Below are 19,431 nucleotides of genomic sequence, written 5' to 3'. Positions count from 1 at the left end.
CGAACGGCTTGACCGGCCCCTTGTCGCACGGGAAACCTCCGCTCCCATGACCGTGAACCTCTCCCCTGATGTTCTCATCGTCGGCGGCGGCCCCGCCGGCTCCACCGCCGCCTGCCTGCTGGCCCAGGCGGGCCGCGACGTCGTGCTGCTGGAAAAGGAGCGTCACCCCCGCTTCCACATCGGGGAGAGCCTCCTGCCCCGGAATCTGGACCTGATCCGCCGCCTCGACCTCGAGGAGACGGTGAAGCGCATCGGCGTGCACAAGCCCGGCGCCGAGTTCGTCTCGGACCGCACCGGACGCTCCTCCGCCTTCTCCTTTTCCAACGCGCTGAACCAGGCCTGGACCTATGCCTACCAGGTCCGCCGCGCCGACTTCGACGAGGCGCTGTTCCGCGCCGCCGCCCGCCACGGCGCCACGACTAGGGAAGAGGTGCGCGTCACCGACATCCATTTCGGCAAGCCCGGCGAGCGCGCCGAGGTCGTGGCGAAGACCGCGGAGGGCGAGGTCACCTACCGCCCGCGCTACGTGCTCGACGCCTCCGGCCGCGACGCCATCCTGGCCGGCAAGATGCGGATCAAGGAGTCGAACAAGTACAACAATACCGCTGCCATGTACGCCCACTTCAAGGGCGTGGAGCGGCGGGAGGGCGAGCTGGAGGGCTATATCTCCGTCCACCTCGCGGAGGATGGCTGGTTCTGGCTCATCCCCCTGCCGGACGACGTGATGAGCGTCGGGTTCGTCGGCAACCAGTCCGCCTTCAAGAACCGCAAGGGCACGCCGCGCGATCTCTTCCTCGACCGCATCGCCTCCAGCCCGACCGTCAGCGCCCGCGTGCGGACCTCCGACATCGTCTCGGAGATCTACGCCACCGCCAACTATTCCTACCGCGCGACCTCCGGCTGCGGGGACGGCTTCCTCATGATCGGGGACGCCTTCGGCTTCGTGGATCCGATGTTCTCCACGGGCGTCCTGATGGCCATGACCGCCGGCGAGCTCGGCGCCAAGGCCGCCGACACCTGGCTCGACGACCCTGTCCGCGGCATGGAGATGGCGAAGGAGACCAACCGCCAGCTCGCCGCCGCGATGGACGACATCTCCTGGCTCATCTACCGGATCAACGACCCGGTGCTGCGCAGCCTCTTCCTCTCCCCGAAGAACACGCTCTGGATGCGGGACGGCATCGTCAACATGCTCGCCGGCAACCTCGGCGGCGGCCGCTTCGACGCGCGCGCCACCGTCTCGGTGCTGTCGTTCAAGACGATCTACCACGTCTTCTCTTGGCTGCACCGCCGCGGCTGGGGGCCCGCCATGCCGGAGGCGCTGCCCGCCCCGTCCATGGTCCCGGCCGAGTGACGGCCGGCCCGCCTCCCCCGGCACGGTGCCGGGCGGAGGACGGGCCCTTTGATCCCGGGCGCGCCGCCTACTCCATACGCACGCCGGCGGCGCGGATCACCTCGCCCCAGCGCGCCGCCTCGGCCGCGATGGCGCGGCCGAATTCCTCGGGCGTGTTGCCCACGCCCTCATAGCCGATCGCCGCCAGCCGGGACTGGACCTCCGGCCGCCGAACCGCGGCGGAGAAGGCGGCGTGCAGCCGCGCCACTCGATCGGGCGGCGTCCCGGCCGGCGCGAGCAGCCCGTACCACGCCTCCACCGCGATCTCCGGCCCGCCGGATTCCGCGACGGTCGGGATGTTGGGAAAGGGAGCGAAGCGGCGGGGCGTGGTCACCGCCAGCGCCTTCACCGCGCCCGACTGGACATGCGTGATCGAGGCCGGGCTGTCGAAGAAGAGATGCGTCTCCCCCGTCAGCACGCTCTGCGTCGCCTGCGGGGTGATGCGGTAGGTGACAGGGGTCATCTGCACGCCGGCCGCCCGCATGAACAGCTCCGCCGCCAGGTGCGGCACGGTGCCGATGCCGGCATTGGCCACGTTGATCGCGCCAGGGCGCCGCCGCGCCTCGGCCACCAGCTCCCCCATGGTGGAGAAGGGCGCGCGGGGATTGGCGATCACCAGCAGCGGACCCGTGATCAGCATCGAGATCGGCGCGAAGGCGGTCAGCGGGTCGTAGCCCATGTCGCGGTACAGCCACTGGTTGATCACCAGCGGCGACGCCGCGTTCAGCACCAGCGTGTTCCCGTCCGGCGCCGCCCGCGCCACGTCGCGGGACCCGATGTTACCGCCCGCCCCCGCGCGGTTCTCGATCACCACCGGCTGACCCAGCGCCGCCGCCACGGGATCGGCGATCAGCCGTCCCACCACATCCGTCGGCCCGCCCGCGCCGAAGGGGATCACCAGCCGGATCGGCCGGTCGGGCCAAGCGGTCTGCGCGCGCGCGACCGCCGGCAACGCGAGCCCGGCGGCGAGGACGCCGCGCCGGGTCGCGCTCATTCCGGCCGGATCCCCGCCGCGGCGACGAGCTGCGCGTTGCGCGCCGTCTCCGCGTCGATGACCCGCTGGAAGTCCGCCGTGCTCTCGTTCAGCGGTGTCAGCCCGAGGTCGGTCATGCGCCCCCGCGCCTCCGGGTCCTGCACCCCCGTCAGGATCGCCTCCCGCAGCCGTGCGACCGTCTCCGGGGGAAGCCCCTTCGGCCCCCAGGCGCCGCACCATCCCTCGAGCACGAGGTCAGGGAAGCCGCCCTCGATGAGCGTCGGCACCTCGGGCAATTGCGGGAGGCGCTGCGCGGAGGAGGTGGCGTAGGCCCGGATGCGCCCGTCCCGCACGAGTTGGAGCGCCGCGCCGAGCGGCGAGAAGAAGAGCGGCACGCTGCCGGTCAGGATGTCGTTCATCGCCGGCCCCGTGCCGCGATACGCGATCACCTGCGCCTCGAACCCCAGCCGCGTTCCCAGCGCCGCTGCGCCGAGCTGCCCGATGGAGCCGAGCGACGAGCCCGCGAAGGAGAAGCGGTCCGGCGCGGAGCGGATGGCCTGGACCAGCGCCGCCAGATCGCGCGTGGGTGCCGAGGCCTGGCCCACCAGCACGTACGGGATGGACACGGTGCGCACGATGGGCGTGAAATCCGCGCGCGCGTCGAAGCCGACGTTCCGCTGCACGAGGGCGAGCAGGAGATGCACCTCGTTCGAGTAGAGCACCGTCAGGCCATCGGGCGCCGAGCGCGCCACGTGGTCCGCCCCGATGGCGCCCGAGGCGCCGGAGCGGTTCTCCACGATCCAGCTCTGCCCCATGCGGTCCCCGGCCTTCGGCGCGATCAATCGGGCCGTGACGTCGTTCGTTCCGCCGGGCGCGTAGGGCACGACGAGCCGCGCGGTCGCACGGGCGGGGGCCTGGGCGCGGGCGATCGCGGGCGCGGCCAGCCATGCCCCGAGGGCGACGCGGCGCGTGAGGCGCGGGGCCATGCAGTTCCTCCCATCGCCGGATCGGGCCGGCCTTCTCAGATGCTTAGATTTCGCAGCATTATCCGGGAAGGACAAGCGGCGCGGGATCGCCGCGGGACCGGTGGCGCGGCCGGACGGGCCGGGGTGCGGGAAGTCGGCTCGCGCCGGCGACGGAGGCGTCGTGATGGCACATCGTCCAGGCGGCAACGGGCCGGGCGCCACGGCCCCGAATTCGCATCGCCGGTCGGCACCGGCCCGGAGACCATGACATGCCCACACGCCGCCCGCTGATCGCCTCGCTCCTGCTCGCGGCCGGGCTCCGGCCCAGGCAGCCTGGCGCATCGTGACGGAATATCCGGCCACCGCGATGCCGGGCGAAGGCGTTGCCCACTTCGCGGCGGCTGCGACGCGCCTCGCCGCCGGGGCGCTGGCGGTGCAGCCGGGTTTCGATGCGCCGGGCGGGCTGCGTTCCGCCGGGATGCTCCGCGCCGTGGCGGAGGGGCAGGTGGAGGCCGCCGACGCCTTCACCGGCGCCCTGGCCGGGGAGACGCCGATCTACCAGCTCTCCGCCCTGCCCTTCCTCACCGGATCGGCGGCCGACACGGCGCGGCTGCTGGCGGCGGCGCGCGCGGCCTATGTCGCGGCCCTCGGCGCGCGGGGGCTGGCGCTTCTCTACGCCACGCCCTGGCCGGCCTCCGGAATCTGGTCCCGCAACGCGCTGCCGGATGCGGACTCCCTCCGCGGCCTGCGCATCCGCACCTATGACGCGGTGAGCACGGAGGTGTTGCGCGAGGCGGGCGCGGCCCCGGTGCAGATCTCCTTCGCCGACGCGATGCCCCGCCTGCGGGCCGGGGCGCTGGATGCGGTGCTGTCCTCGGGCGATGGCGGCGCGGGCGCGCGGCTCTGGGAGATCCTGCCGCATTTCACGGTGATCGATTACGCCTCGCCGCTCAGCCTCGCCTTCTGCCGGGCCGCGGCGCTGGCCGAGTTGCCCCCGCCCGCGCGCGCCGCCGTGGAGCAGGCGGGACAGGAGACGGAGGCGAGGCAGTTCGCCGCCATCACCACGCGCTTGACGGAGAACGAGGCGCGGATGCGCGCGAACGGCGTGACCATCGCCACCTCGCCGGCGCTGCGGGACGCCCTGGCCCGCGCCGCCGCGCCCGTGGTCGCCGCCTGGACGTCCCGCGCCGGCGAGGAGGGTGCGCGGGTGCTCGCAGCCTATCGCGCCGGGGGATGAACCGTCAGTCCGGCCAGGCCTCCAGCAGGTCCACCGCGTCCCCGTAGCGCGAGGCCATCTCCACCACCGCGGACTCGCGCAGCGCGTTGAGGAAGCCGTCCTCGATCAGCGGGGTGCTGCCGGCCATCACCGTGCTGTCGAAGGAGACGAGGTCCATGTGGATGGGCGGCTCCTCCCACTCCGGCATGACGCGGCGGATGTAGTCGGACGGCTTGATGAGGTCGATCCCGTAGTGCAGCGCGCCGGGGGAGTTGGAGCCGGCCGGGTAGATCTCCCGCCGCGGCGCCTTCGGGTTGAAGCCGCAGCCGAGCTCGATCAGGCGGCCGCCGACGAGCATGTCCCGCAGGATCTCCGCGTAGGGGCCATGGCCCGTCACCTCGGTGATGCGGTCATCCTTGAAGACGACGCCGTAGCGCTCCGCGAAGGGGCGCGGGAAGCCGACGCCCCATTCGGGATAGACGACGCCGTTCACGGGGACGACCAGATCCTCGTCGTTGTCCACGCTCGTGCGGTCGTAGAGGTTGGGACCGTGGCAAGGGAGGTAGTGGACATAGGCGCCCGGTTCGTCCGCGCACATCTTGCCGCGCCAGCGATTGGAGCGGAGCTGGAGCTCGCGCATCCTGGCCGTGAAGCCGATGTGCAGGTCGGTGCCGCGCGGGTCGGTGAAGTGCAGGTCGAAATCCTGGCCCACGGGATAGCGAGCGGCGGTGGCGCGGATGATCTCACCCACTAAGTCGATCGGGAAGCGCGCCTGCGGCGTGTCCAGCAGGCCGAGGTCGCGGAAATAGGTGATCTTCACCCAGCGCTGCCCGCGCTTGCGCTGCGCGATGCAGAAGGGGTCGATGATCGAGCAGAACCAGGAGGACACGACGAAGTCCGCCTTCTCCAGCAGCGGCTTCACCTCCTCCGGCATCTCGGTGACCTGGGTGGTGTCGGCCATCACCATCCAGGGCCGCACGCCGCGGGCGCGGGCGAGGCCGGAGATGGCGGCGACCACCTTCGGGTCGAGCTTCGGGTCGGCCAGGAACAGCATCCGCTCCCCCGGGCGGACGGCGAAGACGCGGGTGAAGTTCTCCAGCGCCTCGAAATGCAGGCCGGTCAGCACGTTGGGCAGGGTGTCTGGGGCGGGCAGGCCGCGGCCCTTGAAGAGTTCGGTCGCCGCGGGCGCGAAGGCGCTGGGATGGGTGTCCGGCATGGAGGTTTCCTCGCGGCCGTTTCCCGGCCGACCCTTCGAGGTCTAAGCGTGCGGCGGCCGGGCCGGACGGGTCAAGCCGGTGGGCCGTAGCCCCCGCCGGTCGGGGTGACGATCGTCACCGCCTCTCCCGCCTCCAGCGCGGAGCGGGCGCAGCCCGGCAATTCCTCCACCCTGCCGTCGTTCCGGCGGACGAGGTTCCGGCCGCGCTCGCCGGCTTCTCCGCCCTTCAGGCCGGGCGGCGGGACCTCCCGGTGGCCAGCGAGGATCGCGACCTCCATCGCCTCCCGGAAACGGATGGTGCGGCGTGTGCCGTCGCCGGCCTTCCAGCGTCCGTGGCCGCCGGAATCCGGGCGGATGGAGAATTCCTCCAGCACGACGGGGAAGCGGGTTTCCAGGATCTCGGGATCGGTCAGGCGGGAATTGGTCATGTGGGTCTGCACGGCGGGGGCGCCGTCGAAGCCCTCACCGGCCGGGGCGCCGGAGCAGATCGTCTCGTAGTACTGGTGGCGGTCATTGCCGAAGGTGAGGTTGTTCATCGTGCTCTGCGCCGGGGCCAGCGCGCCCATAGCGGCGAGGATCGCGGAGGTGACGGCCTGCGACACCTCCACGTTGCCGGCCACCACCGCGGCCGGGCGCTGCGGAGCGAGCATCGAGTTCTCCGGCACCACGATCCGGATTGGCCGCAGGCAGCCGGCGTTCATGGGAATGTCGGAATCCACCATCAGCCGGAAGCAGTAGAGCACCGCCGCCCGGGTGACGGGCTTCGGCGCGTTGAAGTTGTCGGGCTGCTGGAGGGACGTGCCGCTGAAGTCCACCACCGCTTCCCGCGCCGCGCGGTCCACGGTGATGCGGACCTGCACCCGGCGGCCGAAATCCATCGGGTAGGTGAAGGAGGAATCCTCGGGCAGCCGGTCCAGCACGCGGCGGACGCTCTCCGCCGCGTTGTCCTGCACGTGGCGCATATAGGCGTGGACGACGTCCGCGCCGAAGAACTCCACGGCGCGAAGGAGCTCCGCCGCACCACGGGCATTGGCGGCGACCTGCGCCTTCAGGTCGGCGATGTTCTGCGCGGGGTTGCGCGCGGGATAGGCGGCGCCGGTCAGCAGCGCGAGCGCCGCCTCCTCCTGGAAGCGCCCCTCCTCCACGAGGTGAAGGTTGTCGATGTAGACGCCCTCCTGCTCGATCGTGGTGGCATCGGGCGACATGGAGCCGGGGGCGGTGCCGCCGATATCGGCGTGATGACCGCGGGAGGCGACCCAGAAGCCCACCTTCTCGCCCAGAAAGACGGGCGTGCAGACGGTGATATCGGGCAGATGCGTGCCGCCGTTATAGGGCGCGTTGATCGCCCAGACGTCACCCGGGCGCGGGTTCGGGTTGGCGCGGATGACGCTCTCCACGCTGCCGTCCATGGAGCCGAGATGGACGGGGATGTGCGGCGCGTTGGAGACGAGGCCGCCAGCGGCATCGAAGACGGCGCAGGAGAAGTCCAGCCGCTCCTTGATGTTCACGGAGCTGGCCGTGTTCTGGAGGGCGACGCCCATCTGCTCCGCGATCGAGCGGAAGAGGTTGTTGAAGATCTCCAGCATCACCGGATCGGCCTCGGTGCCCAGCGCGACACCGCGCGGGAGCGGCTCCACGCGGTCCAGCACGAGGTGGTCGCACGGCGTGAGGGTGACGGACCAGCCGGGCTCGACCACCACGGTCTGGTTCGCCTCGATGATCAGGGCGGGGCCGGCGATGGGCTGATCCGGGCGCAGCACCTCGCGCCGGAAGACGGCGGCATCGTGCCAGGCGCCGGCAGAAAAGAGGCGGGTGCGGCGTTCCGGTGCGGGTGCGGGACCGTCCGGCTGCGCCGACGCGACGGGCGCGTCGGACGCGCCGCCACCCGCGGCCTCGGCCAGCGCGGCCTCGATCACCACGGGGCGGGACGGGTCGATGAAGCCGAAGCGGGCGAGGTGCGCGGACTCGAAGGAGTCTCGCAGGGCGTTGGCGCTCAACGATGCGGCGGCCATGGCCACCTCCGCCGTGCCGGCCAGGGACAGGGCGTCCACCTCCAGCGGCGTGTCGGTGCCGGCGTAGCGCAGCAGCAGGGCGATGCGGGTGGACAGCGCCGTCGCCTCCACGCCCTGCCCCAGCACCTCGGAGCGGGCCTCACCGGCCAGGGCATCCAGGGCCGGCGAGATGCCCGGCAGCGCCGCATCCTCCAGCGGGCGGTCCAAGGTGCGCTGACGGACGGCGCGGATGTCGGCCAGGCCCATGCCATAGGCGGAGAGAAGGCCGGAGAAGGGATGGATCAGGACGCGCGTCATCGCCAGCGCGTCCGCCACGAGGCAGGCGTGCTGCCCGGAGGCCCCGCCGAAGGCGTTGAGCACGTAGCGCGTCACGTCGTAGCCGCGCTGGACGGAGATGGTCTTGATCGCCTCCGACATGTTGGCGACAGCGATGCGGAGCGCGCCGTCCGCGACGGCCTCCGGCGAGCGGTCGCCGCCGAGGCGCGCGGCCAGGTCCGTGAAGCGGACGCGCACGGCCTCGATGTCCAGGGGCTGGTCCTGGTTCGGCCCGAAGATGGCGGGAAAAAGTTCCGGGACGAGCTTACCGACCATGACGTTGCAGTCGGTGACCGTCAGCGGCCCGCCACGGCGGTAGCAGGCCGGGCCGGGATCGGCGCCCGCGCTCTCCGGCCCGACGCGCAGGCGGCCATCGCGGTAGTCCACGATGGAGCCGCCGCCGGCCGCCACCGTATGCACGAGCATCATCGGCGCGCGCATCCGTACGCCCGCCACCTCCGTCTCCAGCGCGCGCTCGAAGGCCCCGGCGTAGTGGGCCACGTCGGTGGAGGTGCCGCCCATGTCGAAGCCGATGACGCGGTCGAAGCCGGCCTCCGCCCCTGTGCGCGCCAGCGCCACAACCCCGCCTGCGGGGCCGGACAGGATCGCATCCCGCCCCTGGAAGATCGAGGCCGCCGTCAGCCCGCCCGCTGAGGTCATGAACATCACGCGCGCACCGGTTCGCGCGACGTCCAGCTCCTCCTCGACCTGCGCGACGTAGCGGCGCAGCACGGGGGAGAGGTAGGCGTCCACCACCGTCGTGTCGCCGCGTCCCACAAGCTTGATCAGCGGCCCGACCTCGTGACTGGCGGAGACCTGGGCGAAGCCCATCTCCCGCGCGATCCGCGCGACCGCGGCCTCGTGCGCGGGGAAGCGCCATGCGTGCAGGAAGACGATGGCCAGGGCGTTGAAGCGCTCCGCGCGCAGGGATTCCAGAACCGCGCGCACCGCGCCCTCGTCCAGCGGGGCTTCCACCGTGCCGTCGGCGAGAACGCGCTCGGCGATCTCTTCCACGCGGGCGTAGAGAAGTTCGGGCTTCACCACGCGCCGCGCGAAGATGTCCCGCCGGGCCTGATGGCCGATCGCCAGCGCGTCCCGATGGCCGCGGGTGATCAGCAGCGCTGTGCGTTCACCCTTGCGTTCCAGCAGAGCGTTGGTGGCGACGGTGGTGCCCATGCGGACCTCGTTCACCAGCCCGGCCGGGATCGGTGCACCCGCTGGAAGACCGAGGTGCTGGCGGATGCCGTGCACGGCGGCGTCGCGATAGGCGCCGGGGTTCTCGGACAGGACCTTGCGGGCGTGCAGGCGCCCCGCGGGATCGCGCGCGATCACGTCGGTGAAGGTGCCGCCGCGATCAACCCAGAAGTCCCAGGCTTTGGTGTGCGTCATGTCATCCATCGGGGAAGGACGTGATCGGTCACGCGGGCGGCTCCGGGGGAGAGAAGGAATTCTCTCCCCCGGCCCCCCTCTCATCTTTTTCTATCGGGCTGCCACGGAAGGCGGGTACGGGCTCTTCGGTCTCTGAATGCCGCGGCAGCCTGAGAGAAAAAGATGAGAGGAGGTCCGGGGAGGGGGAGAATTCCTTCTTCCCCTCCCTGGGCCGCACTGTCGTGGGCTCAGTCGGCGGCCATCGCCAGGGTGTCGAGACGCGGGCTGCGCGGCAGCCAGGCGCCGCTGCCGGGGCGTGCCGTCACCTGCCCGTCCTGCATCACGATCTCGCCGCGGCGGATGGTGATGGCGGGCCAGCCCGTGACCTGCATTCCCTCATACGGCGTGTAGTCGATCGCGTGCTGCATCAGGTCGTTCGTCAGCGTCACCTGCCGTCCCGGGTCCCACAGCACGAGGTCGGCGTCGCTGCCCACGGCGATCACGCCCTTGCGGGGATAGAGGCCGGCGATCTTCGCGGGGTTGGTCGCCACCAGCCGCGCGAAATGCGGCACGTCGATCCGCCCTGCTGAGACCCCCTCGGAGAAGACGAGCGGCAGCCGCGCCGCAAGGCCGGGGATGCCGTTCGGCACCACATCGAAGGCCGCGTCACGCCCGTGCCGCGCCTTGCCGCGATCCCCGCCGAAGGAGAAGCCGCAATGGTCTGACGTGATCACGTCCAGCACGCCACGCTGGATCATCTCCCAGACGCGCGCGTGCTCGGCCGCGCTGCGCGGCGCGGGGGAGCACATGAACTTCGCCCCCTCGAAGCCCGGCCGGTCCATGTCGTCGGCGGTCAGGGTCAGGTATTGCGGGCAGGTCTCGCCCCAGACGGGCAGGCCGCGGGCCTGGGCCGCCGCGATCTCCGCCGCCACCTCGGCGCAGGAGACGTGGAAGACCTGGATAGGCTGGCCGATGAACTCGGCCAGCGCGATGGCGCGGTGCGTCGCCTCCCGCTCCACGACGGGCGGGCGGGACGTGGCGTGGTATTTCGGCGCGGTGCAGCCAGCCGCCAGCAGGGCGCGGGTCGCGAGGTTGATCGCGTCGTAGTTCTCGCAATGGACGTGCACCATCAGCCCATGCTGCTTCGCGGCCTGCAGCACGCGCAGGAACTGGGCATCGTTCAGGTGCAGCGAATCATAGGTGAGGAATGCCTTGAGGCTGCCCACCCCATCCGCGACCAGGGCCGGGATCTCCGCCATCACCGCCTCGGTCGGGTCGGCGATGATCTGGTGGAAGCCGTGGTCCACCATCGCCTGCGAAGCGCGGGCGCGGGCGGCGCGGTGCTGTTCCAGCAGCCCGCCGCCCTTGAACTGCGGCGTGTGCGCGACGACCGTCGTCGTGCCCCCGGCGAGGGCGGAGCGGGAGCCGGTGACCCAGCTCTCCTCTTGGAAGCCGCCGTCCGGCAGAGGCTCCTCGATGTGGCAATGGGTGTCCACGCCGCCGGGCAGGACGAGCAGCCCGTCCGCCTGGATGATGACGTCGCCGTCCTCCACGTGCTCGGCGATGGTGGCGATCCGGCCGTCCCGGATGCCGATCTCCACGGCTGCCAGCGCATCGTCCACCACGGCCAGCCCGCCGCGGATCGTCAGGTCGAACATCGCCTGTCCTTATGAACTCGGGGTTCCGGGGAACAGCCTACAAGCTCCGTGCCGCTCCGTCCTATTCCGTCCCCGCCAGGGCGATGCAGTCGATCGAGACGAGGAAGTCCGGATGCGCCAGCCGCGCCGACTCCGTGGTCTGCCGGGCGGGGTAGGCGCCCTTCGGGAAGTGCTTGCGGTAGGCGGCGTCGAAGCGCGCATACTGCGACAGGTCGGTCAGCGCGGCGCTCACCTTCACGATCCGGTCCATGGAGGAACCGGCTTCCTCCAGGATCGCGGCCATGTTCGTCATGACCTGGTGGATCTGGGCCTCCAGGTCGCCCTTGTCGATCTCGGCCGCCATGCGGTCGGACCCGCGGAAGGGAGTGACGCCCGTCACGAAGACGAACCCCCCCGCCTTCACCGCGTGGGAGGTGGCGGAGCGCATCGGGGTGACGCGGGGGGAGGTGATGACTTCGCGGTCCATGGAGTCCTCGGCGGGCAGGGGGCCGAGAGGGGGGACGGGCCGGGGACGCGCGTCAAGGGTGGACGGGGTGGGACCTCGTTCATACATCCCGCCCGGACCGGCCCGCCGCCCGGCCTGCCGTCCTCTCCCCCGGCCATCGTTTCCCCCGTTTGGCCGGCGCGCTAGAAGGCCCCCGTGGACCCCGCCCCCTCCCCCGTGCCGCTGCTGCACCGCCTGGCGAATCCCGGCCGCTTCCTGCGGGCCACGGGGCGCTGGATGCCCCCGCTCTGGGCGGTCTCGGGCCTTGTGCTCGGGATCGGGGCCGTCTGGGCGCTCTTCCTCTCGCCGGCGGACTGGCAGCAGGGGGAGACGGTCCGGATCCTCTATGTCCACGTGCCGATGGCCTGGCTGGCCATGGCGGGCTACGCCGGGCTCGCCGTCACCTCGGCGGTCGCGCTGATCTGGCGGCACCCGCTGGCAGACCTGGTCGCGCGGGAGTTGTCCCCGGTCGGCGCCACCGTCACCGCGCTCTGCCTCGCCACGGGCAGCCTCTGGGGGCGGCCGATGTGGGGGACCTGGTGGGTCTGGGACGCGCGGCTGACCTCGGTCCTCGTGCTGTTCTTCCTCTGGATGGGGCACGCGGCGCTGACGAGGGCCTTCGAGGAGGAGGAGCGTGGCGCCCGCGCCGGGGCGATCCTGGCGCTGGTGGGGGTGGTGAACCTGCCGATCGTGAAGTTCTCAGTGGACTGGTGGAACACGCTGCACCAGCCCGCCAGCGTGGCGCGGCTGGCGGCGCCGGGGATGCACGCCTCCATGCTCTGGCCGCTGCTGGTCTGCGCGGTCGGCTTCTCCCTGCTCTTCGGGACGGTGGTGGTGGCGCGGGCGCGCGCCGCGGTAATGGAACGGCGGGTCGAGGCGCTGGAACTCGCCCGGGCCCGGGCCGCCGACCGGCCCGCGCGGGCGGAGGCCCTGCTGGCGTGAGCATGCACTTGATCCACGTCACCGCAGCCTGGGGGCTGACGGCGATAGGATTCGGCGGCCTCGCGATCGGCGCGGCATGGCGGCATCGCGCGGCAGCGCGGCGGCTGCGGGAGCTGGAGCGTTCGCGGTGAGCGGGGCGGTCGAGACGAAGGGGCGGGGCACGGGCCTCGCGGCCGCCCGGCGGCGCCGGCGCATCCGGGTGATGCTGCTCTGCGGGCTGGGGCTGGGCGGCGCCGCGGCGCTCGCGCTGACGGCCTTCCAGGACAACCTCGTCTTCTTCCGCTCCCCCTCGGACATCGCGCGGCAGATCCCGCCCGATGGCCGCGCCTTCCGCCTCGGCGGGCTGGTGGAAGCGGGGAGCCTCGTGCGCGAGGGCCCGCGGGCGACCTTCCGCGTGACGGACGGGGCGAACACCGTGCCCGTGAGCTACACCGGCGTCCTCCCCGACCTGTTCCGGGAGGGGCAGGGCGTGGTGGCGCTGGGCCGGATGCGGCCGGATGGGGGCTTCGCGGCCTCCGAGGTGCTGGCGCGCCACGACGAGACCTACATGCCGCCGGAGGTGATGGACGCGCTGAAGCGCGCCGGCCACTGGAACCCGGCCCAGGGCGCGGCGCCGCCGGCGGCGACTTGGAACACCATGAACGCCCCACCTGCGGTGGGGCTTGGGAACACCCTGAACGCTCCGCCTGCGGCGGGGCTTGGGAACACGGTGAACGCCCGGCCGGCCGGGGCGGGCACCACCTCAGGAACCAGCCCCGCCGGTGCGGCGCCGACGGGCGGGGCGCGGCCGGCAGGATCATGATTCCGGAACTCGGTCACTTCGCGCTCGCCCTGGCGCTGGCGCTCTCCTTCGCCCAGGCCGCGGCGGGGCTCTGGGGGGCGCAGCGGCGGGATGTGCGGGCCATGGCCGCGACGTCGCCGCTCGCGGCCGGCGTGCTGCTGGCCGTGCTCTCGGCCTTCGGCTGCCTCGCCTGGAGCTTCTGGACGAACGACACGACCGTCGCGAACGTCGTGGCGAACAGCCACTCGGCGAAACCGGCGCTCTACAAGCTCACCGGCACCTGGGCGAGCCATGAGGGGTCGATGATTCTCTGGGTCGCGATCCTGGCCCTCTGCGGCGCGGCCGTGGCGGGGTTCGGGCGCGGGCTGCCATCGGCCTTGCAGGCGCGGGTGCTAGCGGTGCTGGGGCTGGTGGCGGCGGGGTTCCTCGCCTTCATCCTGGCCACCTCCAATCCCTTCGACCGGGTCTGGCCGCCGCCGCCGGATGGCCAGGGGCTGAACCCCGTGCTGCAGGACCCCGGCCTCGCCTTCCACCCGCCGCTTCTCTACCTCGGCTATGTCGGCACCGCCGTCACCTTCGCCTTCGCCGTCGCGGCGCTGATCGAGGGGCGGGTGGACGCGGCCTGGGGACGCTGGGTCCGGCCCTGGGCGCTCGCTTCCTGGTCCTTCCTGACGCTCGGCATCGCGCTGGGGTCCTGGTGGGCCTATTACGAGCTCGGGTGGGGCGGCTACTGGTTCTGGGACCCGGTCGAGAATGCCTCCCTCCTCCCCTGGCTCGCGGGCTGCGCGCTGCTCCACTCCGCCGTGGTGGTGGAGAAGCGGGAGGCGCTAAAGACCTGGACGGTGTTCCTGGCGCTGCTGGCCTTCGCGCTGTCGCTGCTCGGCACCTTCCTCGTGCGGTCGGGAGTGTTGTCCTCGGTCCACGCCTTCGCCAGCGATCCGACGCGCGGCGTGTTCATCTTGGCGCTGCTGATGCTCTATGTCGGCGGCAGCTTCGCGCTCTTCGCCTGGCGCGCCGCGGCCATGCGGCCTGTGGGCGTTTTCGCGGCGGTCAGCCGCGAGGGATCGCTCGTCCTGAACAACCTGCTGCTCTGCTCGGTGGCAGCGGTGGTGCTGGTGGGAACCCTTTATCCGCTCTTCGCGGACCTGCTCTTCTCCCACAAGATCTCTGTCGGCCCGCCCTTCTTCCAGTCGGCTCTGCTGCCGCTGGCGGCGCCGCTGATCGCGGCCATGGCCTTCGGGCCGGTGATGGCCTGGAAGCGGGCGCGTCTCGGCGATGCACTGATGCGGCTGTGGTGGGCGGCGCTGGGCGGGCTCGCCGCGCTCGTGCTCAGCTTCGCCCTGGCGGGGTGGCAGGTCGGGCCGGCGCTCGGCTTCGGCGCGGCGGTGTGGCTGATCCTCGGCGCTCTCGCGGACATCGCGGACCGGATCGCGTTGTTCCGGCGTCCGGCGGCGGCCTGGTCACGGCTGGCGGGGCTGCCGCGCGCGGCGCTCGGCGGCGCGGTGGCCCATGCGGGGATGGGGGTGATGATCCTCGGCTTGGCGGGGATGGGGCTGGCGACCGACCGGCTGGCCCAGCTCCGCCCCGGGGAGAGCGTGTCGCTCGCGGGCTATGACTGGCGGCTGGAGCGGGTGGAGGACGCGCCCGGGCCGAACTTCACCGCGCGCCGCGCGATCGTGGCGGTGACGCGCGCCGGTGTGCCCGTGACGGTGCTGACGCCGGAGAAGCGCTCCTTCCCCGTCGGCCGCACGACGACGACCGAGGCGGCGATCCACACGACCCTCGCCTCCGACCTCTACGCCGTGCTCGGCGACGAGCGGGACGGGGCGGCGGTGCTAAGGCTGCACCACAACCCTCTGGCGCCGTGGATCTGGCTCGGTGCCGCCGTGATGGCACTGGGCGGCGGGCTGTCCCTCTCCGACCGGCGGCTGCGGGTGGGCGCGCCCGCGCGGCGCGCGGTGCCGGCATGAGCGACCAGCCAGCCCCGGCGCCGAAGCCGAACGCCCCGGCCCTCGGCCGCCGCGCCCTGTATCTGCTGCCCCTGGGACTAGCGGCCGCGGGCGGCGCTGGCTTCTGGGCGATGCTGCGGGGCATGGGGGACGGGTCCTACAACCCGCGCGGCGTGCCCTCCGCCCTGGTCGGGCGCGCGGCCCCGCGGGTGGAGATGGGTGCGGTCGAGGGCGTCCCGCTGCCGGTGATCGCGCCGGAGCAGCTCGCGGCGCCGGGGCGGCCGGTGCTGGTGAACTTCTGGGCCTCCTGGTGCGTGCCCTGCGTGCTGGAGCATCCGCAGCTGATGGCACTCTCCCGCCGCGGCGTGCCGGTGCTGGGCATCAACTACAAGGACAAGCCCGAGGACGCGGCGCGCTTCCTGACGCGGCATGGCACCCCCTTCGCCGCGCTCGCCGCCGACGCCAGCGGTCGCGCGGGGATCGAGTGGGGCGTCTACGGCGTCCCGGAAACCTATCTGCTGGATGCGGGCGGGATCGTCCGCTGGCGCTATGCCGGTCCGCTGACGCCGGACACGCTGGCGGCCGAGGTGGACCCGCTGCTGCGGCGATACGCGTGATCCGCTGGGCCTTCCTCCTGCTGCTGGCGGCATCGCCGGCCCTGGCCGTGAACGACCCGGCGGACCAGCTCCCCGATCCGGCGCAGGAGGCGCGGGCGCGCGAGATCGGGCGCGAGCTTCGCTGCATGGTCTGCCAGAACCAGTCCATCGAGGACAGCGACGCCGACCTCGCGCGCGACCTCCGCAAGCTCGTGCGGGAGCGCGTCGCGGCCGGCGAGTCCGACGCCGCCGTGCGGGAACACCTGCACCAGCGCTACGGCGACTTCGTGCTGCTGCGGCCGCCGCTGAACGGCGTGACCTGGCCGCTCTGGGCCGCGCCGGCGCTGGCCCTCGGCGGCGGGCTGGCGGCGATCCTGCTCGTGCGGCGCCGGGCCGCCCCTGTCCCCGCCACGCCGCTGAGCGAGCAAGAGCGGGCGCGGCTGGCCGCCCTCGACGACGAAGAGCCGCGCGCGGGATGATCTGGCTCGTCTTCGGGGCGCTGGCGCTCCTGGCGCTGGCGCCGCTCGCCCTGTCCCTGCTGCGGCCGGCACGCTGGCGGGACCGCGCCGACGCCGACCGAGCCCTCTATCGCGCGCAGGTCGCGGAGCTGGACCGGGAGCGCGCGGCGGGCCGCCTGGACGAGGCCGCCCATGCCGCCGCCCTGCTGGAGGTGCAGCGGCGGGCCCTGGCCCTGCCGGATGCGGCCCAGGCCGGCGCCGGCGGTGGGCGCGGCGCGATGGCGGCGGCGCTGTTCTTCATCCCCGCCGCCGCGCTGGCCGTCTATCTCTGGAACGGCTTTCCCGGCCTGCCCTCCGCGACCTTCGCCGCGCGGCAGGAGGCAGGCGCGCGCGACGAGGCGCTGCTGGCGATGCTGCGGCAGCGCCTGGCCTCCCTGCCGCCGGGCAGCCCGCAATTTAGCCAGGGCTGGACCCTGCTGGCCGAGGCCGAGCGCAACCGGGGCCGCCCGGCCGCCGCCGCCGAGGCCTATGCGCAGATCCTGTCCACCGGCTTCGACGCGGATGTGGCGGGCCAGCGGGCGCAGGCGCTGATCGAGGCCGGGCAGGCGGAGGCCGCCGCCGCATGGATCGCGGAGGCCCTGCCCCGGGCCCCCGACCATGTCGGCCTGCGTTTCCTGGCCGGGCTGGCCGAGGCTGAGGCGGGGCGTCCGGCGGGCGCACGCGCGGCGTGGACGGCGCTCATCGCCTCGGCGCCGGAAGGCGCGCCGTGGCGGGGGATGGTGGAGCGCCGGATGCAGGCTCTGCCGTGAAGCAAGGCCGGGGGAGGAGGATCCCCCGGCCCCCCTTCCATGTTTGCCAGGCTGCCGCGGAGCGAGCCTGAGCCGCCCGGCTACTCGGCCAGGGCGCGCATCTCGGCGATCAGGTCGGACTTGCCCTCGAAGCCGATGCCGGGGAGGTCGGGCATGGTGATGTGCCCGTCCACGACCTTCACCCCGTCCGGGAAGCCGCCATAGGGCTGGAACAGGTCGGGGTAGCTCTCATTGCCGCCGAGGCCGAGGCCGGCCGCGATGTTGAGCGACATCTGGTGCCCGCCATGCGGGATGCAGCGCGTCGGCGACCAGCCGTTCTCCTTCAGCATCTCCAGCGTGCGGAGATACTCGACGAGGCCGTAGGACAGCGCGCAGTCGAATTGCAGCCAGTCCCGGTCCGGCCGCATCCCGCCGTGGCGGATCAGGTTGCGCGCGTCCTGCATGGAGAAAAGGTTCTCGCCCGTCGCCATCGGGTTCGCGTAGTGGTTCGCGAGTTCGGCCTGGAGCGCGTAGTCCAGCGGGTCGCCGGCCTCCTCGTACCAGAACAGGTCGTAGGCCATCAGCGCCTTCGCGTAGTCCACCGCGGTCGGCAGGTCGAAGCGGCCATTCGCGTCCACGGCCAGGCGGCAGCCTTTCGGCAGCATGCCCAGCACCGCCTCGATCCGCCGCTGGTCGTCGGCCAGCGGGGCGCCGCCGATCTTCATCTTCACGACGGTGTAGCCGCGGTCGAGATAGGACCGCATCTCGTCCTTGAGGCCGTCCAGCCCCTTGCCCGGATAGTAGTAGCCGCCGGCGGCATAGACGAACACGCGCGGGTCCGCGTTTCCGTCGCCGTAGCGCTCGGCCAGCAGGCGGAACAGCGGCTTGCCGGCGATCTTCGCGGTGGCGTCCCACAGCGCCATGTCGATTGTGCCCATGGCGACGGAGCGCTCGCCATGGCCGCCGGGCTTCTCGTTGCGGAACATCGTCGCCCAGACCTTGTGCGGATCCAGGTTCGTGCCGGCGTCGTCCAGCAGGCTCTCCGGGGACGCTTCCCGCACGCGGGGGATGAAGCGCTCCCGCATCAGGTTGCCCTGGCCGTAGCGGCCATTCGAGTTGAAGCCGTAACCCACCACGCGACGCCCGTCCCGCACCGCGTCCGTCACCACCGCGACGAGGGAGAGCGTCATCTTCGAGAAGTCGATGTAGGCGTTCGCGATCGGCGAGGCGATCGGCTTCGTCACCTCCACGATGTCGAGGATGCGGACGGACATGGGCGTCTCCCGTTGGACTGGCGGCGGACCATGGATTGGACGGGCCGCGCCGGCCAATGCCAATCTCGCCTCGCATCATACGGACAGGGCATGGGCCCCGACCTCGACCAGATCCGGGACTTCCAGGCCCTCGTGGAGACGGGGAACTTCTCCCGCGCGGCGGAGCGGCGGCACGTGACGCAGCCCGCCTTCAGCCGCCGCATCCGCACGCTGGAGGACTGGGTCGGCGCGCCCCTCTTCGACCGCGAGACGCAGCCGATCGGCCTGACTCCGGCCGGGGAGGCGCTGCGGCCCCTTCTGGCGGATGCGCTCCGCTGCCTGTTCGAAGGGCGCGACGCCGCCCGGGCCGCGGCGAGCCAGGCCCAGGCGACGCTGCGCTTCGCGGCGACGCACGTCCTCTCCTTCACCTTCTTCCCGGCCTGGCTACGCGGGCTGGAGGCGGAGGGCGCGCTGGGCGCGGTCGCCCTCGTCTCGGACAGCCTGGATGCCTGCGAAGGGCTGATGCTGCAGGGCAAGGCGCAGTTCCTTCTCTGCCACCACCATGAGGCCGCGCCGTCCCGCCTGGACCCGCAGCGCTTTCCCGCCTTCCGCGTTGGCGGGGACCGGCTGGTGCCTGTGGCGGCGCCCGGCGCGGCGGAGATGACGCCGGGCGGATCGGGCCGGCTGCCCTTCCTGGCTTACAGCCCCGAATCCGGGCTCGGCCGTATCCTGGCGGCCACCCTGCCGGAGGCGGTCTCGGCCCGGCTGGATCCCGTCTTCACCGCCCACCATGCGGCCGCGCTGCGAACCATGGCGCGCACCGGGCGCGGCCTGACCTGGCTGCCCGAGAGCCTGGTAATGGAGGATCTGGCCGCCGGTGCTCTCCGACGGGCTGCGTCACCTTCGCTGGACGTGGCGCTGGACGTCCGCCTCGTCAGGTCCACGGCGGCCCTCGGCACCATGGGGGAGGCATTCTGGACGCTGGCGATGCGTGCATCCCCGGGCGGAGCGCCGGATTGAGCCCACGCCACGGATGGCCGCATCGATCCACCGCGGATGTTGAT

Annotated in this window: 16 protein-coding genes and 1 pseudogene; 10 read left to right on the top strand and 7 right to left on the bottom strand. The window is 72.5% G+C overall.

The genetic code is table 11. From position 1 onward, the window contains the following. Nucleotides 1-46 precede the first annotated feature (46 nt). Complete coding sequence (locus tag ACP6CK_RS25605; RefSeq protein ID WP_426956156.1) at nucleotides 47-1,354, top strand: NAD(P)/FAD-dependent oxidoreductase; 1,308 nt, start codon at nucleotides 47-49, stop codon at nucleotides 1,352-1,354. A gap of 67 nt (nucleotides 1,355-1,421) precedes the next feature. Here ACP6CK_RS25605 and ACP6CK_RS25600 read toward each other — a convergent pair whose 3' ends face one another. Next, nucleotides 1,422-2,387, bottom strand: a complete 966-nt coding sequence (locus ACP6CK_RS25600; RefSeq protein WP_426956155.1) for a Bug family tripartite tricarboxylate transporter substrate binding protein — start codon at nucleotides 2,385-2,387, stop codon at nucleotides 1,422-1,424. Then, on the bottom strand, nucleotides 2,384-3,352 hold the full coding sequence (locus ACP6CK_RS25595) for a Bug family tripartite tricarboxylate transporter substrate binding protein (protein WP_426956154.1): 969 nt from the start codon (nucleotides 3,350-3,352) through the stop codon (nucleotides 2,384-2,386). Before ACP6CK_RS25595 ends, ACP6CK_RS25600 begins: the two co-directional genes overlap by 4 nt. A 322-nt stretch (nucleotides 3,353-3,674) precedes the next feature. Here ACP6CK_RS25595 and dctP point away from each other — a divergent pair, with 322 nt between their 5' ends. Then, the gene (dctP, locus tag ACP6CK_RS25590) at nucleotides 3,675-4,568 is read left to right on the top strand and encodes a TRAP transporter substrate-binding protein DctP (RefSeq protein WP_426956153.1); all 894 of its coding nucleotides are present in this window, start codon (nucleotides 3,675-3,677) and stop codon (nucleotides 4,566-4,568) included. A 4-nt stretch (nucleotides 4,569-4,572) separates the two neighbouring features. On the opposite strand, the gene ACP6CK_RS25585 is transcribed toward dctP, so the two are convergent. The 4 genes from ACP6CK_RS25585 to ACP6CK_RS25570 form a co-directional block, all read right to left on the bottom strand. Beyond that, nucleotides 4,573-5,763 carry a hypothetical protein gene (locus tag ACP6CK_RS25585; protein WP_426956152.1) on the bottom strand — a complete coding sequence of 397 codons (1,191 nt, stop codon included), beginning with the start codon at nucleotides 5,761-5,763 and terminating at the stop codon, nucleotides 4,573-4,575. A 71-nt stretch (nucleotides 5,764-5,834) separates the two neighbouring features. Then, nucleotides 5,835-9,479: a hydantoinase B/oxoprolinase family protein gene (locus ACP6CK_RS25580; protein WP_426956151.1), complete on the bottom strand. Its 3,645-nt coding sequence runs from the start codon at nucleotides 9,477-9,479 to the stop codon at nucleotides 5,835-5,837. A 227-nt stretch (nucleotides 9,480-9,706) separates the two neighbouring features. Then, nucleotides 9,707-11,116, bottom strand: coding sequence for a dihydropyrimidinase (hydA, locus tag ACP6CK_RS25575; protein ID WP_426956150.1), 1,410 nt, complete (start codon nucleotides 11,114-11,116; stop codon nucleotides 9,707-9,709). A gap of 61 nt (nucleotides 11,117-11,177) precedes the next feature. After that, nucleotides 11,178-11,582, bottom strand: coding sequence for a RidA family protein (locus tag ACP6CK_RS25570; RefSeq protein WP_426956149.1), 405 nt, complete (start codon nucleotides 11,580-11,582; stop codon nucleotides 11,178-11,180). Nucleotides 11,583-11,756: 174 nt separating this feature from the next. Here ACP6CK_RS25570 and ACP6CK_RS25565 point away from each other — a divergent pair, with 174 nt between their 5' ends. The 7 genes and pseudogenes from ACP6CK_RS25565 (at nucleotide 11,757) to ccmI (ending at nucleotide 17,135) form a co-directional block, all read left to right on the top strand. Beyond that, the gene (locus ACP6CK_RS25565) at nucleotides 11,757-12,542 is read left to right on the top strand and encodes a heme ABC transporter permease (RefSeq protein WP_426956148.1); all 786 of its coding nucleotides are present in this window, start codon (nucleotides 11,757-11,759) and stop codon (nucleotides 12,540-12,542) included. Further along, nucleotides 12,539-12,673, top strand: coding sequence for a heme exporter protein CcmD (gene ccmD / locus ACP6CK_RS25560; protein WP_426956147.1), 135 nt, complete (start codon nucleotides 12,539-12,541; stop codon nucleotides 12,671-12,673). The genes ACP6CK_RS25565 and ccmD overlap by 4 nt, the downstream gene beginning before the upstream one ends. After that, a pseudogene (gene ccmE / locus ACP6CK_RS25555) lies at nucleotides 12,670-13,197 on the top strand (cytochrome c maturation protein CcmE); the annotation flags it as partial. The gene ccmD and the pseudogene ccmE, both read left to right, overlap by 4 nt. 143 nt (nucleotides 13,198-13,340) lie before the next feature. After that, a complete protein-coding gene (locus tag ACP6CK_RS25550; protein WP_426956146.1) occupies nucleotides 13,341-15,293 on the top strand; it encodes a heme lyase CcmF/NrfE family subunit in 1,953 nt (650 codons plus the stop codon). Next, complete coding sequence (locus ACP6CK_RS25545) at nucleotides 15,290-15,889, top strand: DsbE family thiol:disulfide interchange protein (RefSeq protein ID WP_426956145.1); 600 nt, start codon at nucleotides 15,290-15,292, stop codon at nucleotides 15,887-15,889. Before ACP6CK_RS25550 ends, ACP6CK_RS25545 begins: the two co-directional genes overlap by 4 nt. Then, nucleotides 15,880-16,347: a cytochrome c-type biogenesis protein gene (locus ACP6CK_RS25540; RefSeq protein WP_426959978.1), complete on the top strand. Its 468-nt coding sequence runs from the start codon at nucleotides 15,880-15,882 to the stop codon at nucleotides 16,345-16,347. Before ACP6CK_RS25545 ends, ACP6CK_RS25540 begins: the two co-directional genes overlap by 10 nt. Next, nucleotides 16,344-17,135 (top strand): c-type cytochrome biogenesis protein CcmI, encoded by a 792-nt coding sequence (gene ccmI, locus ACP6CK_RS25535; protein WP_426956144.1) that lies wholly within the window; start codon nucleotides 16,344-16,346, stop codon nucleotides 17,133-17,135. The genes ACP6CK_RS25540 and ccmI overlap by 4 nt, the downstream gene beginning before the upstream one ends. 80 nt (nucleotides 17,136-17,215) lie before the next feature. Here the strand turns inward: ccmI and ACP6CK_RS25530 are convergent, their stop codons facing one another. Beyond that, nucleotides 17,216-18,388, bottom strand: coding sequence for a mandelate racemase/muconate lactonizing enzyme family protein (locus ACP6CK_RS25530; protein WP_426956143.1), 1,173 nt, complete (start codon nucleotides 18,386-18,388; stop codon nucleotides 17,216-17,218). A 90-nt stretch (nucleotides 18,389-18,478) separates the two neighbouring features. On the opposite strand from ACP6CK_RS25530, the gene ACP6CK_RS25525 reads away from it, so the two are divergent. After that, nucleotides 18,479-19,387 carry a LysR family transcriptional regulator gene (locus ACP6CK_RS25525; protein WP_426956142.1) on the top strand — a complete coding sequence of 303 codons (909 nt, stop codon included), beginning with the start codon at nucleotides 18,479-18,481 and terminating at the stop codon, nucleotides 19,385-19,387. Nucleotides 19,388-19,431: the final 44 nt, after the last annotated feature.

It is taken from the genome of Muricoccus radiodurans, from assembly GCF_050154705.1.
Taxonomy (GTDB): domain Bacteria; phylum Pseudomonadota; class Alphaproteobacteria; order Acetobacterales; family Acetobacteraceae; genus Roseomonas; species Roseomonas radiodurans.
Note: the sequence above shows the minus strand (reverse complement) of the source record. Positions and strands in the feature narration are given on the sequence as shown.